This window comes from Cohnella phaseoli (assembly GCF_003386235.1).
GTDB classification, from domain to species: Bacteria; Bacillota; Bacilli; order Paenibacillales; family Paenibacillaceae; genus Cohnella; species Cohnella phaseoli.
Genome location: NZ_QRDZ01000046.1, coordinates 34,841 through 47,398 on the forward strand (window position 1 = coordinate 34,841; position 12,558 = coordinate 47,398).

General features: G+C 55.1%; 12 protein-coding genes, 1 pseudogene and 1 riboswitch. Of the genes and pseudogenes, 9 read left to right on the forward strand and 4 right to left on the reverse strand.

Annotated elements, in window-relative coordinates; genetic code table 11:
- Positions 1–43: 43 nt before the first annotated feature.
- The gene (locus DFP98_RS35435) at positions 44–1,120 is read left to right on the forward strand and encodes a Gfo/Idh/MocA family protein (RefSeq protein ID WP_116065363.1); all 1,077 of its coding nucleotides are present in this window, start codon (positions 44–46) and stop codon (positions 1,118–1,120) included.
- A gap of 61 nt (positions 1,121–1,181) precedes the next feature.
- Positions 1,182–1,325, forward strand: a pseudogene (locus DFP98_RS35440) (ThuA domain-containing protein); the annotation flags it as partial.
- Between the two features lie 281 nt (positions 1,326–1,606).
- Here the strand turns inward: DFP98_RS35440 and DFP98_RS35450 are convergent.
- Positions 1,607–2,755, reverse strand: coding sequence for a ParB/RepB/Spo0J family partition protein (locus tag DFP98_RS35450; RefSeq protein ID WP_116065365.1), 1,149 nt, complete (start codon positions 2,753–2,755; stop codon positions 1,607–1,609).
- Between the two features lie 153 nt (positions 2,756–2,908).
- Between DFP98_RS35450 and DFP98_RS35455 the strand changes: the two genes are divergently transcribed.
- The 3 genes from DFP98_RS35455 (at position 2,909) to rnhA (ending at position 5,657) form a co-directional block, all read left to right on the forward strand.
- Complete coding sequence (locus tag DFP98_RS35455; protein WP_246017058.1) at positions 2,909–4,150, forward strand: multidrug effflux MFS transporter; 1,242 nt, start codon at positions 2,909–2,911, stop codon at positions 4,148–4,150.
- A gap of 91 nt (positions 4,151–4,241) precedes the next feature.
- Entirely contained in the window at positions 4,242–4,988 is a 747-nt protein-coding gene (map, locus tag DFP98_RS35460; RefSeq protein ID WP_116065367.1) for a type I methionyl aminopeptidase, read from the forward strand.
- A 30-nt stretch (positions 4,989–5,018) separates the two neighbouring features.
- A complete protein-coding gene (gene rnhA / locus DFP98_RS35465) occupies positions 5,019–5,657 on the forward strand; it encodes a ribonuclease H (protein WP_116065368.1) in 639 nt (212 codons plus the stop codon).
- A 215-nt stretch (positions 5,658–5,872) separates the two neighbouring features.
- On the opposite strand, the gene DFP98_RS35470 is transcribed toward rnhA, so the two are convergent.
- Positions 5,873–6,085, reverse strand: a complete 213-nt coding sequence (locus DFP98_RS35470; RefSeq protein WP_116065369.1) for a sporulation protein Cse60 — start codon at positions 6,083–6,085, stop codon at positions 5,873–5,875.
- A 65-nt stretch (positions 6,086–6,150) separates the two neighbouring features.
- Positions 6,151–7,110, reverse strand: a complete 960-nt coding sequence (locus DFP98_RS35475) for a DNA-methyltransferase (RefSeq protein ID WP_116065370.1) — start codon at positions 7,108–7,110, stop codon at positions 6,151–6,153.
- Between the two features lie 167 nt (positions 7,111–7,277).
- On the opposite strand from DFP98_RS35475, the gene DFP98_RS35480 reads away from it, so the two are divergent.
- Together DFP98_RS35480 and DFP98_RS35485 are read left to right on the forward strand one after the other, a co-directional pair.
- The gene (locus DFP98_RS35480) at positions 7,278–8,342 is read left to right on the forward strand and encodes a stalk domain-containing protein (RefSeq protein WP_116065371.1); all 1,065 of its coding nucleotides are present in this window, start codon (positions 7,278–7,280) and stop codon (positions 8,340–8,342) included.
- Between the two features lie 191 nt (positions 8,343–8,533).
- Positions 8,534–9,181, forward strand: coding sequence for a GntR family transcriptional regulator (locus DFP98_RS35485; RefSeq protein WP_116065372.1), 648 nt, complete (start codon positions 8,534–8,536; stop codon positions 9,179–9,181).
- A gap of 186 nt (positions 9,182–9,367) precedes the next feature.
- Here the strand turns inward: DFP98_RS35485 and DFP98_RS35490 are convergent, their stop codons facing one another.
- Positions 9,368–10,021, reverse strand: coding sequence for a peptidylprolyl isomerase (locus DFP98_RS35490; RefSeq protein WP_116065373.1), 654 nt, complete (start codon positions 10,019–10,021; stop codon positions 9,368–9,370).
- A 260-nt stretch (positions 10,022–10,281) separates the two neighbouring features.
- Positions 10,282–10,484, forward strand: a riboswitch (cyclic di-AMP (ydaO/yuaA leader).
- A 274-nt stretch (positions 10,485–10,758) separates the two neighbouring features.
- On the opposite strand from DFP98_RS35490, the gene kdpF reads away from it, so the two are divergent.
- Positions 10,759–10,836, forward strand: a complete 78-nt coding sequence (gene kdpF / locus DFP98_RS40350) for a K(+)-transporting ATPase subunit F (protein ID WP_116065393.1) — start codon at positions 10,759–10,761, stop codon at positions 10,834–10,836.
- A 36-nt stretch (positions 10,837–10,872) separates the two neighbouring features.
- Positions 10,873–12,552, forward strand: a complete 1,680-nt coding sequence (kdpA, locus tag DFP98_RS35500; RefSeq protein WP_116065374.1) for a potassium-transporting ATPase subunit KdpA — start codon at positions 10,873–10,875, stop codon at positions 12,550–12,552.
- Positions 12,553–12,558 lie beyond the last annotated feature (6 nt).

Below are 12,558 nucleotides of genomic sequence, written 5' to 3' on the forward strand. Positions count from 1 at the left end.
CCTGCTTAACAGAAACAGAGTAATAGGGAGTGAAGACGATACGATGCAAACCTATCGAATCGGATTGATCGGTCTCGGCGGAATGGCGCATTCGCATCTTCGCTGGATGGCAGAGGAAGGCCGTTACGAGGTTGTTGCGGTCAGCGATGTGAATGAACAGGCGCTGGCGGAAAAAGGCGATGCGCTCGGCATTGCGCCCGGTAAAAGATATACCGATTTTGTACAACTGATCGCAGACCCGGACGTCGATGCCATTGTTTCCGTGACGCCGAACCATATTCATGCAGCGATCATTCGCGCCTGTCTGGAGGCAGGCAAGCCGTTTCTCGCCGAAAAGCCGTTTACCCGTATTTTACAGGAGGCAGATGCTCTGCTTGAGCAGTACGAAGCGCAGCCGATACGCGGCATGGTCGGATTCAGTTATCGCTACACGCCGGCCTTCCGCTATGCGCGGGAACTGGTTCGGGAAGGGAAGCTGGGCGCGGTGCGCAGCTTCTCCGTCCAGTACTTGCAAGGCTGGGGCTCGGTTCTGAACGACACGCCTTACATTTGGCGGTTCAACCCGGAGATTACGGGAACGGGCACACTCGGCGATCTGGGCTCGCATATGATCGATATGGCGCGGTTTCTGTTCGGCGAATTCAAGGAGCTGTCGGCGCAACTGCGCACTCTCGTTCCCGAGCGGCGCGATCCCGCCACAGGCCGGATGGTCAAGATCGAGATCGACGACTTTGTCAGCTTCCAAGGGCTGATGGCGGGAGGCGAGGCCGGTGTCTTTCAATCCTCTCGCAATGCGGTCGGCTCGGATAATCAGCACGAGGTGACGATCTACGGCGATTTCGGTACGCTGCATGCGTCGACGCTGGAACCCGAGCGGGTCGTCTGGACCCGCGAGGAGGCGCCGGGCCGACTCGCACGGGCAGTCGTCGATGTGCCGGCGCATTGCAAGGCGACGCAGTACGGCGACTTTCTGTTGCTGCTGGACGGCGAAGCGCCGGATGGCCTGCCGGGTTTCATGGATGGTTATCGCAACCAGGAGGTGCTGGACGCCGTCATTCGTTCGAGCGAGCAACGGCGCACCGTATCGTTGTCGAATTCGTCAGACCCGTTATCAGAATAGACACGTAGGAGCGGGCGGGCCATAGGTCGGCCCGCTTATTGCGAATAGGAGGTTTCAACCAATGGCAACGATTAAAGTTACCGTGTGGAATGAATATCGGCACGAAAAAACAAACCCGCACGTGGCGGAAATCTATCCGGAAGGCATTCACGGCGCGATTGCAGGATATTTGCGGACGGTGGATTCGCTTGAGGTTGCGACGGCGCGGTAAAATGGGCCGCCCCGACAAAAGGAGCGACGATCTCCTACGGACATATCGCGGCAGGTAGTCTGGCAAAGAGCAGTGAATAATTTACCGCAATATCATCATTAAGGAGCAAAAATCATGCGCGAAAAATGGTGGAAGTTGACGGTCGTCTATCAGGTATACCCTCGGAGCTTTCAAGATACGAACGGAGATGGCATTGGTTTGAGACAGCTTCGGAGCTGAATCCGTTCGCCTCAGTTCATTTTCAAATTTCTATAACCCCGAAAGGGGTTTTTCTTTTATTTTCTGACGGTCAGCATATCCTTTACCGAGCGCCATTCCGCGAGATGCTTCTCCAGATCGGCGATCAGCGTATCCACGTCCCGGGAGAATTGCTGCAGCTCGATGCCTTCCAGCTCCGGCAGGTCGGACGGAGACAGCGGGCCGGGAGGAGGCAAGGTGGCAAGCAGCAGGTTCAGCATGTCCTCGACGAAGCTGCCGGACGTAGGCTCATCGTCTTCATCCGATTCAGGCGTCTCTTCCGCCAGGCCGGAGAGCATGGGCATGGCGAGCTGAACGGTTTCGGAAGTTACTCTTGCCCTTGCTCTCGGCAGATCGACGGCCGATCTTTCCTCCGCCGCGGGTGGAACCGGCGCCTGAGTGCCATTCTCCGCTACCGAATTTTCCGGAGGCGCTATGTAAGGCTCCTCCTTGGGCATCGCGCTTTTGGCTCTTTCTTTGCGGTTGTGCTCGTACGTCGACCAGGTTTCGAGCAGCTGGTATCCCGTCTTAAACAGCAGCTTGCCCTTTGTCGCGTCGGAAATTTCCTTATCCTTGAACAAGCGCGCGATCCGCTTCACATCGGTGACGGGCATCTCGTCTTCGGCCATGATAAGCGCCAGAGAATCGCGATATTCCATTGGCAAGTCCTTGAGCGCTATCACTTGATCCTCGGTCAGCCGTCCTTTCTTAATCTCGGTGCCGGCAGAGATCAGTTGGCGGACGGCGGGGCTGAACTTCAACAGCTCCAGCTTGTTCTTAATATAGTTTTCCGGCTTGCCCAGCTTGCTGGACAAATACTTGACCGAGCTGCTGAACTTCGGATCGGTCAGCAGCTTATTGAAAGCTTCGGCTTCCTCGATCGGAGAGAAGCCTTGCCGAGTCAAGTTTTCCGCGATCTGCTCCAGATAGATTTCCATCTCGTCCGTCGCTTCGGATACGATGCACGGAATCGTCGGCAGGCTCAGCGCGGTGCAAGCTTTGTAACGCCGGTTGCCGTAAATGATTTTGTAGCGCCCGTCCGGGGTTTTGCGGACTTTAATGGGCGATAGCAGCCCCAGCTCTCCAATGCTGTTCATTAGCTCCTGCAGAGCTTCGTCGTCGAACTGGTAGCGGGGCTGCTCTTTATCTTCATCGATTAAATGCGTAGCAATCGGAATAATGTCCATGCTTGGTCTCCTGTCTATGAATTCTTATAAGGACGAGCCAGTGGGAACATCTGTATTATAGCTCAGCGACGCGACGATGGGAATAAAGCTTGAAGTTTCAAAATCGCTCGTACTATGATAGGAGGATGCAAAATAGACAAGGAGATCGTTATTTTGAACAGATATCAAGACAGACTTGCGGCTGGGACGGGAGAGCGCGGCAGCGCCGGACGGCTCTGGTATGTGGCGCTGCTCGGATCGTTGTCGGCCTTCGGGCCTTTATCTCTTGATTTGTACTTGCCGGCGCTGCCGGGATTGGCGGAAAATCTGCACACGAGTTCGTCCTACGCGCAGCTCAGCTTGACCGCTTGTATGATCGGACTGTCGGTCGGCCAACTGTTCGCCGGGGCGATCAGCGACTTTCGCGGCCGTAGAGGACCGCTGCTGATCGGAGTGGCGGTCTACGCCATCGCTTCGATGTTGTGCGCCTTCAGTCCGTCGATTGGCGTACTGATCGCGCTCCGGTTCGTGCAAGGCTTGGCAGGATCGGCGGGCATCGTCATTTCCCGGGCGATTGTCCGGGATCTGTATTCCGGCTCCGAGCTGACGAAATTTTATGCGATGCTCATGCTGGTTAACGGCGCAGCGCCGATCTTGTCGCCGGTCGTCGGCGGGCAGCTGCTGAAGTTTACGTCATGGGAAGGACTATTCATCGTGCTCGCCGCTTGGGGAGTCGTTACGCTGCTCGCCGTCTTTTTCGGCTTGCGCGAGACGTTGCCGACGGAAAAAAGGATGACGGGCGGGCTGAAGACGACATTCTCGACGTTCCGCACATTGCTCGGAGACCGGTTGTTTATGGGGTATGCGTTGTCGCAGGCGCTGGTGACGGCGGCCATGTTCGCTTACATCTCGGGCTCGCCGTTCGTGCTGCAGAACATTTACGGTGTATCTCCGCAGCTGTTCAGCTTGTTTTTCGCCATTAACGGCGTAGGAATAATAATTGCGGGACAAACGGCGGGGAGATTGGCGGGAAGAATAGGGGAGAAGAAGCTGTTTGTGACCGGTCTGCTGCTCGCTATGCTAGGGGGCTTGGCTCTGTTGGCCGTCATCCTTGCGGGCGGAGGTCTAATCGCGCTGCTTGTGCCGCTCTTCTTCGTCGTCTCCAGCGTCGGTCTCGTCGGCTCGGCCGGTTTTACGCTGGCGATGAGCAAGCATGGGCATGCGGCCGGAAGCGCTTCGGCGCTGCTCGGATTGCTGGCGTTTCTGTTCGGCGCGGCGCTGGCGCCGCTGGTCGGCGTAGCGGGAAGCGCGAACGCGCTGCCTATGGGTCTGCTGATCGCCGCGGCGAACGTCGGCGCAGTCGCTTGTTACCTCTGTATGGTTCGCGCAGTTGAGCAAAAGAGTCAAAAGCTGTAAGGTTAAGATATATTAAATGAACTGAGATACTGTAACGATTAGATCCCTTTCGGAATGCAACGGGACTTCTCTTCACAGGAAGGAGCGGCCTATGATCGCGCAATCCCCTCAAGACATCGACCAATTGAAGAAAATCGGCAAAATCGTGGCCCTAACGATTGAGGAAATGAAAAAGCGGACGCAGCCCGGAATGACGACGAGGCAACTCGACTTGATCGGCCGGGACGTACTGCTTTCGCACGGAGCGGCGTCCGCTCCGATGAAGGACGTGCAATTCCCCGGCTATACGTGCATCAGCATTAACGAAGAGGTTGCTCACGGCATTCCCGGTGACCGGATCATTCAAGCCGGCGACCTGGTGAACGTCGACGTATCTGCAGAGCTGGAAGGCTATTACGCCGATGCCGGCCAATCGTTTCAGGTGGCTCCCGTCGAGACCGAAGTGGATCGTCTGTGCCGACATACGTACGCGACGATGATGAAGGTAATCTCCGGTTTGAAGGGCGGCGTCAAGCTGAACCAGATCGGCAAAACGATGCAGGAGGAAGCAAAGCGGGGAGGCTACCGCATTATCGAAAATTTGTGCAGCCACGGCGTAGGCAGAAGCTTGCATGAGGAGCCCTTCGAGATTTTGCCCTATTCCGAGCCGCGCGACCGAAGAGTGCTGAAGGCGGGCCAGGTCATTACGATAGAGCCGTTCGTCTCGACGGGGGCGACCTACGTCGACCAGCAGGCGGACGGCTGGACGCTTAAAGTGCCCGATCGCAGCCGCGTCGCGCAGTTTGAGCATACGATCATTATTACGAACGGCAATCCGATCATTACGACCGTTTGTTAAACGGCTGACGGAACGGGAGAGTAACGAAAGATGTCGAAAACGAAAACGAAGCATTACGTCGTATGGGTCGGACGCAAGCCCGGGGTGTACGATAGCTGGGCGGAGTGCCAAAAGCAAATCAACCAGTTCGACGAGGCGAAATACAAGTCCTACGAATCCAAGGCGACCGCGGATCAAGCGTACCGGGAAGGCTGGAAGAAGCATTGGGGCAGCGGCAAAAAGACCGGCTCCGCCAAAGCCGGGGCAGGAGAGAGCCTGGGGGAGGTCGACTACGACAGCATCTCCGTCGACGTAGGCACAAGAGGCAATCCGGGACCGGTGGAATACAAAGGCGTGGATACGAAGACGGGGGAGGTGCTGTTCGCGGTAGGTCCGATCGCCAAAGGAACGAACAATCTCGGAGAGTTCCTCGCGATCGTGCATGCGCTGGCCTATTTGAAGAAAATCGGCAGCGGCAAAACGGTCTACAGCGACTCCGTCAACGCGATGAAATGGGTCAAGCAGAAGGAAGTATCCACTACGCTCCCGAGGGACGAGACGACACGGGAAATCTGGGATCTGATCGACCGCGCGGTCCGCTGGCTGAAGACGAACAGCTACCCCAACAAGGTACTCAAATGGCAGACGAAGCAATGGGGCGAGATCAAGGCGGATTACGGCCGGAAATAAGAATAGGCAATTCATCATTCGCATTCGGGGGTATAGTGTTGAAGGCATTGAGTAAAGCGGCAACGAAAGCTCCGATCTTACGTGGGCGAACGTAAATAGCCAATCGCAGAGACGCAAAACAAATCCCCCTCGCTATGACCGCGGCGCCGCCGACGGTTCGCTCAAGGGGGATTTGCCGCTAGGAGCCGAATTCCGTGCGGCTGCCGATATCCGCGCTATCGTTTGGCGGATGGGGATGGAGCGGAATCCGTTCTGTAGACGACCAAGATCGCGCTGCGCTGCTCGCTGATATTGTTCAAGCTCGGTTTACTGATCGAGCTGTAGCAGATGTTGATCACTTGCTCGTCCTTCAGCTCGGCGAGAAATTCGTTCACTCTTTTCTCGGCCAGGGAGCTGTCGCTATCCACAAATTCTTTGACTCTAATCATGGGAAATCCCTCCAATCGTAGCATTGACGGAGCCAGCTCTGGTGACAGAACGTCCGTCGTTTTCTTTAAAGCCGAGGCTGCCCGCTGCGCGGAAGCGTATTCCGTTCCCAGAATACGCCGTCCGAGTACCCTTGAATAGAGGCGTCTTGCTCGGCCAGTCGCAGTCTCTTCTCTGTCAGGCAGCAGTAAGACTCGTCGATCTCGACGGTGACGAACTGCCGGTTCAGCTTTTTGGCGACGACGGCCGTCGTGCCTGCTCCACCGAAAGGATCGAAAACGACGTCGCGCTCGTCCGAGCTGGCTAGAATGATTTTGGCCAGCAGCTTCTCCGGCTTCTGTGTGGGATGATCCGTGTTCTCGGCCATGGACCAGAAGGGCACCGTCAGATCGGTCCACAGATTGGAAGGATGCGTAAGGCGGTACTTGCCGTCCTCGCCTTCCGCCCAGTCCTTCGGCACGCCATGGGCCGTCCGATAAGGGGCGATGACCCGCCGCTTCAGCTTGACGCGATCGACATAGAACTTGTAGTCGGTCGATTTCGTGCAGTGCCAAATATCCTCCGAGGCGTTCTTCCAGTTCGAGAGCGCTCCCCGCCCTTTTTCCCGTTCCCATGTAATCCGGTTAATGACGTTAAGATAGCTGGAAGCGATCTCGAAGATCGAATGGCTGGATCGCCAATCCCCGCATATGTAGACGGTCGCGCCGGGCTTCAGAATGCGCATAAGCTTGCCGAACCAGCCGTCCAGCCATTCCGCGTACTCCCGATGATTCATACGGTTAAAGGTTTGGCCGTTAAAATTTTTCGTCAGATTGTACGGAGGATCGATGAACAGCAAATCTACGAACTCGTCCGGCAAATAATCGATTGCCTCAAACAGATTTTGGCAGACCGTGCGGTTCAGCAGCTGCTCCGCCTCCATCGGCGCCGCCAACGAGATCAGCCGTGCGCGATATTCCGTTCTCTCGGCTTCGCTGAGCGCAATCGTTTTATTGCGTTTCGCGCGTTCTTTTCCGCTCTCGGGCATGGAGCAGCACCTCCCAACATTAGTAAGCTTAGATTCCCCTATCATATAAGATACTAGAGCGGGTTATCAACAGCGCGCATTTATTTTCGGGAAAGACCGAACCCTTTCGACAGGAATTGCGTCTATAACAAGAGGGAAAACTTAATTCTTAGAGAGGAAGTATTTCGATGCAGCCTATTTCTATATTGAGAGTGTCGAGAAAAACAATGACCTGGGCCGTTGCGGCGGCAATTGCGATCGCCCCTTTGCTCCCGTCCGGGGATGCGGCCAACGCGGCGGCGAGCCGTTACAAGATCATCGAGCAAGCGATCGACGTGAACGGCACGGCGGTTACCTTGCCTGCGATTAATTCGGAAGGCACGACCTATGTCGCCTTGCGCAGTCTTAACAATCAGATCGGCTTGACGACGAAATGGAACAAGACAAGCAATACGATCACCGTAACCGGCCGCGACCGGGAGCTTGTGCTAAATCTGGGCGACGGCAGCGCAGTGTTGAACGATCAGCAAATTTACGGCCTTCCGGCTATCGTCCAGAGCGGCACGAGTTACGTTCCGTTCAGATTTCTGCTTGAGCGAATGGGCTACGGCGTTGCCTACGACCCTGCGACCAAAGGAATCGGAATCGAGGAGATTCGGGAAAATTCGCTGACTATCGAGACTCAGGCGATCAAGGAGGATAAAAAGCGCCAATCGATCCTGGTGCATTATCCGCAAATCGCCGGCTATGCCAACGAAGACGCGCAGAAGAAAATCAACGAACTGCTGAAGAAGGACGCCGAGCTGAACGTCGAGCTGGCCAAGGAGTCGCTCGCCAATGCGCTTGAAGGAGACGACGGCTCTTACGAGGTTACCTTCGATGGAACCTACACGGTTTCCTACAACGAGCAAGACAAGCTGAGCCTGTACGTCGATTATTATATCTATACCGGGGGCGCTCACGGGTCGACGGCCCGCGTCACCTACACGTTCGATTTGAAGACGGGCAAGCTGCTCTCCCTTGCGGACGTGACCGGAGGCAAGGCCAAATACGTGTCGATCATTAATTCTCACATCCAAAAACAGATTCAAGCGCGCGGCCTTCAACTGTTGGCTCCGTTCAAGACGATCGAGCCGGATCGCGATTTCTTCCTCAAGCATAACGGCATCGTCGTCTATTTCGGTCAGTACGAATATACGCCTTACGCGGCGGGAATGCCGGAGTTCGAAATTCCTTATTCCGCGTTTGAATAACGGACCGACTGCGTAATATATGTCTTCGAATAGGCTGCTCCTAAGCAAACTCTCACCGCCGGCTGGGCGGATGGGACGATTGCTAGGGGCAGTCTTTTTTTCCAGTAGATAACTGCAAAACGCCGCCGAGTTAATCCTCCGATAACATTGATCGGTATAATTAATAGGATAACGATAAAAGGAGCTCTCGCATGTCCGGTTCTCCGCTAGTTGAAATCGCTTATGAACAAATACGTCACAATCTGCTGAACGCGGATTACGCTCCGGGAATGCTGCTATCCGAGAGCGAGCTGGCGGCGCAATTGAATATGAGCCGTACGCCGATCCGCGATGCGATCCGGCTGCTGGAGAAGGAAGGCTTCGTGCAGACATTGTCCAAGCGCGGCATTCGCGTGAACGCGATCGAGGTTCAGGAGCTGTTCGATATTTTCGATCTGCTGACCGCGCTGTATCTGTATACGCTAGACGTCGTGGAGCAGTATAGCGGCGAGATTAACCTGCCGAAAATGAAAACGCATCTGGAGGCGTTGATCGAAGCCAGCGACCTTAAAAAATATCGCGATTATTACGAGAACGGCCTGCTGTTTATGCGGACGCTGCTGGAGACGATTCATAATCGTCATATTCTTCAAACCTTCGACGCTTACAAGGACAAAATTTTATTTTTCGTCGTCGTTCATCGTTCCTACAAGCGGCCGAATCGGCCGTTCACGGGAAGAGTCGTCTATACGGAGCTTTACGAGCGGCTGAAGGAAGGGGATATTCAAGGGGCGAGACAGACGCTTCGGAATTCCAAGTGGCACGTGCGGGATGAAGTGATTCGAGGCGGCATGGATTAAGGCATATCCAAGAAAAAAGGGGCTGTCCCCTAAGCAGGACTGATTAAGATGATCGATAAACAAAAAGCAAGGAGTATATACCTCCCGTAGACTGCCTCATACGCTCATGAAACTACCTTGTAACGGGTTTACCCATTCAGGTTTCAGGAGCGTATAGCATCGGAGGGAGGTATATACTCCTTATTCTTACTTGATGATTTCAGGTTCAGGGATTGCGGCGCCGCGAGTGTCCACGGTAACCTTCTTCATCACCTGATCGGTTTTCGGACGATCGTTGGCTCCGCGCGGCGTGTTGACGATCTCCTGTGCGACCTCAATGCCTTCGATGACTTTGCCGAAGGCTGCGTATGCGCCGTCCAAGTGCGGAGCGTCGGCGACCATAAGGAAAAACTGGGAGCCTGCGCTGTTCGGATTGCCCGAGCGAGCCATGGAAAGAACGCCAGTCGTATGCTTCAAGTCGTTCTTGATGCCGTTTTGCGAGAACTCGCCTTCGATCGAATATCCGGGACCGCCCATGCCGGTTCCGTCCGGGTCTCCGCCCTGAATCATGAATCCGGGAATAACGCGATGAAAGATCGTTCCGTCGTAGAAGCCCTTGCTTACGAGGGAAACAAAGTTGTTAACCGTGTTCGGCGCAATTTCCGGATAGAGCTCGACTTTAATCGTTTTGCCGCTGTCCATCTCGATCGTAACGATCGGATTGTTTGATCCGCCCATTGTAGAATCCTCCTTTTGTTTGCCTCCGCATCCCGTTGCGATCAACAGAAGCGCGAATACCGCAAGTAGAGATACAGACAATCGATGACTTCCTGATTTCAAGCTCGAGTCCCCCTTGTCCATTATATCCTTTCGTATCATATCATCTGCGCGAGCAGGAATCCACTGAAGAGCGACAACAAAGGAGAGATCGGAAGATCCGACGATGCGGAGATTGCGAGAAGACGAGAATTAGAGAGCTGCGAGGAGCTTCGTCAAGCTCGGGGCGATTGTAAGCGGTACGAATTCCCGCGGCGGGGCCAAACGGCTTTTGGAAGCCGTCAGGATCGCTTTACAAAGTTTGGGGGCAGGCGTAATATTCGATTCATGATTTTAATATCGTTCCATTCGAATCGCTGAGTTTCCGGGCCTGACCCGGAAAGCGGGGGAACCAATTGACGGAGGGACGATCGGTGTGAGAGCCGATCGTCTCGCCGTCCGGGGTGAATCCCGAGCCGACTGCACCTAGGATGCGGCCGGCTCGGGTAGGGCGACTCTCACCGCCCGAATCCGACAGCTAACCTCGTAAGCGTTGACGGGCGACCGACGATTATGTCGTATGGTCGTGTCCGATGGGGAGAGGATGATGAACTTGTGAGCGTAGGCCGCAGGGTTAATCCTCTGCGGTCTTTTTGTTGTGCTTATTTTCGCTTAGCGTGTATGCGTTTCTGATCGCCCTTGATTCGAGACCGAGTATGTAAGGAGGCTACGCCTATGCTAGATGTGTACATGGCGTTTATATTGGCGGGAACGTTCGCGTTGTTTTACGGTTTTACGATCTGGTGCGACCGGGTCGTCGAAGAGGCGGGGGGCGAACGAAAATGATCGTCGTATCGATTGCGGCCGCTTGTGTTTTTATCTACCTCGTCTACGCATTGATTCACCCGGAGAAATTTTGACGAAAAACGTGGTTTTCGGATAGAGGAGGAAGGCCGATGGGAATTGTGCAAATTTTGCTTGTCCTAGCAATGCTAGCGCTGCTGGTTAAACCGATTGGGACCTACGTGTATCATGTGTTCTCGAACGAAAAGAACGGGCAGGACCGGATATTCGGGCCGTTCGAGAAACTTATTTTCCGGCTGATCGGGCTGAAGAACCGCGGCGGAATGACTTGGAAGCAATACGCGCTTGGCTTTTTGCTGACGAATATCGTACTGACGGCGGTCGGTTACGTTATTTTGAGGCTGCAAAAATACTTGCCGTTTAACCCGAGCGGAATCGGCGGCATGGAAGAGACGCTTTCCCTGAATACTGCGATCAGCTTTATGACCAACACCAATCTTCAGCATTACAGCGGCGAATCGGGGGTTTCCTATTTCTCGCAAATGGCCGTTATGACGATGATGATGTTTACTTCGGCCGCTACGGGCTTTTCTGTGGCGATTGCCTTTATCAGAGGGATTACGAGCAAGGGAAAGACGCTGGGAAATTTCTTTGAGGATTTCGTCAAAGCCCATACTCGCGTGTTCTTGCCTGCGGCAATCCTCGTTACGCTGCTGCTTGTCGCTTTGCAAGTTCCGCTTACGCTGAACCCGACGTTAATCGTCCAGACGCTCGAAGGATCTACGCAGAGCATCGCGATGGGCCCGGTTGCGGCCCTCGAGTCCATCAAGCATCTCGGAACGAATGGCGGAGGCTTCTTCGGCGCCAACTCGGCGCACCCGTTCGAGAATCCGAATCCGCTCACGAACGTGGTCGAGATGTTGTCCATGTGGGCGCTGCCGGCTTCGCTTCCTTACGTATTCGGCCGTTTCGCCCGCAATCGCAAACAAGGCTGGGTCGTTTTCGGCGCGATGATGACCTTGTTCGTCGCTTTCCTGTCGCTGATTTATTTCTCGGAGCTTCGCGGCAACCCCGCGATAGCCGCTATGGGAATCGACGCGTCGCAGGGCAGCATGGAAGGTAAAGAGGTCCGTTTCGGCATCGCCCAGTCCGCTTTGTTCTCGGCTGTTACGACCGCGGCGACGACGGGGACGGTCAACAATATGCACGATACGCTAACGCCGCTCGGAGGTTTGGGCACGCTCGGTCAGATGATGCTGAACGTCGTGTTCGGAGGCAAGGGCGTCGGTTTGATCAACATGCTGATGTACGCCATGCTCGGCGTGTTTCTGTGCGGCTTAATGGTCGGCAGAACTCCGGAGTTCTTGGGCCGTAAAATCGAGCCGCGCGAGATGAAGTTGATCGCCGTAGCCATTCTGGCGCATCCCTTCATTATTCTGGTGCCAACGGCGATCGCCTTTCTGACGGATGCGGGCAGCGGGGCGATTACAAATCCCGGATCGCACGGCATTACGCAGGTACTGTACGAATACGCGTCTTCCGCGGCCAATAACGGCTCGGGCTTCGAGGGGCTGGCGGACAATACGCCTTTCTGGAATATGACGACAGGGCTCGTGATGCTGCTGGGCCGCTACGTCTCGATGATTGCCATGCTAGCGGTGGCGGGGTCGCTTGTCCGCAAGCCGTGGGTGCCCGAGACGATCGGCACCTTTCGCACGGACAATAAGCTGTTCTACGGCATATTAATCGGCACGGTATTGATCATTGGCGCGCTGACGTTTCTGCCGGCCGTCGTGCTGGGGCCGATCGCCGAGCATTTGAAGCTGGGTTAAGGACGA

Bases quoted from the DNA above. Each gene is read 5' to 3' on its own strand.
- DFP98_RS35435 (WP_116065363.1), top strand. From the start codon at position 44: ATGCAAACCTATCGAATCGGATTGATCGGTCTCGGCGGAATGGCGCAT.
- DFP98_RS35450 (WP_116065365.1), bottom strand. From the start codon at position 2,755: ATGGACATTATTCCGATTGCTACGCATTTAATCGATGAAGATAAAGAG.
- map (WP_116065367.1), top strand. From the start codon at position 4,242: ATGATCGCGCAATCCCCTCAAGACATCGACCAATTGAAGAAAATCGGC.
- rnhA (WP_116065368.1), top strand. From the start codon at position 5,019: ATGTCGAAAACGAAAACGAAGCATTACGTCGTATGGGTCGGACGCAAG.
- DFP98_RS35470 (WP_116065369.1), bottom strand. From the start codon at position 6,085: ATGATTAGAGTCAAAGAATTTGTGGATAGCGACAGCTCCCTGGCCGAG.
- DFP98_RS35475 (WP_116065370.1), bottom strand. From the start codon at position 7,110: ATGCCCGAGAGCGGAAAAGAACGCGCGAAACGCAATAAAACGATTGCG.
- DFP98_RS35480 (WP_116065371.1), top strand. From the start codon at position 7,278: ATGCAGCCTATTTCTATATTGAGAGTGTCGAGAAAAACAATGACCTGG.
- DFP98_RS35485 (WP_116065372.1), top strand. From the start codon at position 8,534: ATGTCCGGTTCTCCGCTAGTTGAAATCGCTTATGAACAAATACGTCAC.
- DFP98_RS35490 (WP_116065373.1), bottom strand. From the start codon at position 10,021: ATGGACAAGGGGGACTCGAGCTTGAAATCAGGAAGTCATCGATTGTCT.
- kdpF (WP_116065393.1), top strand. From the start codon at position 10,759: ATGATCGTCGTATCGATTGCGGCCGCTTGTGTTTTTATCTACCTCGTC.
- kdpA (WP_116065374.1), top strand. From the start codon at position 10,873: ATGGGAATTGTGCAAATTTTGCTTGTCCTAGCAATGCTAGCGCTGCTG.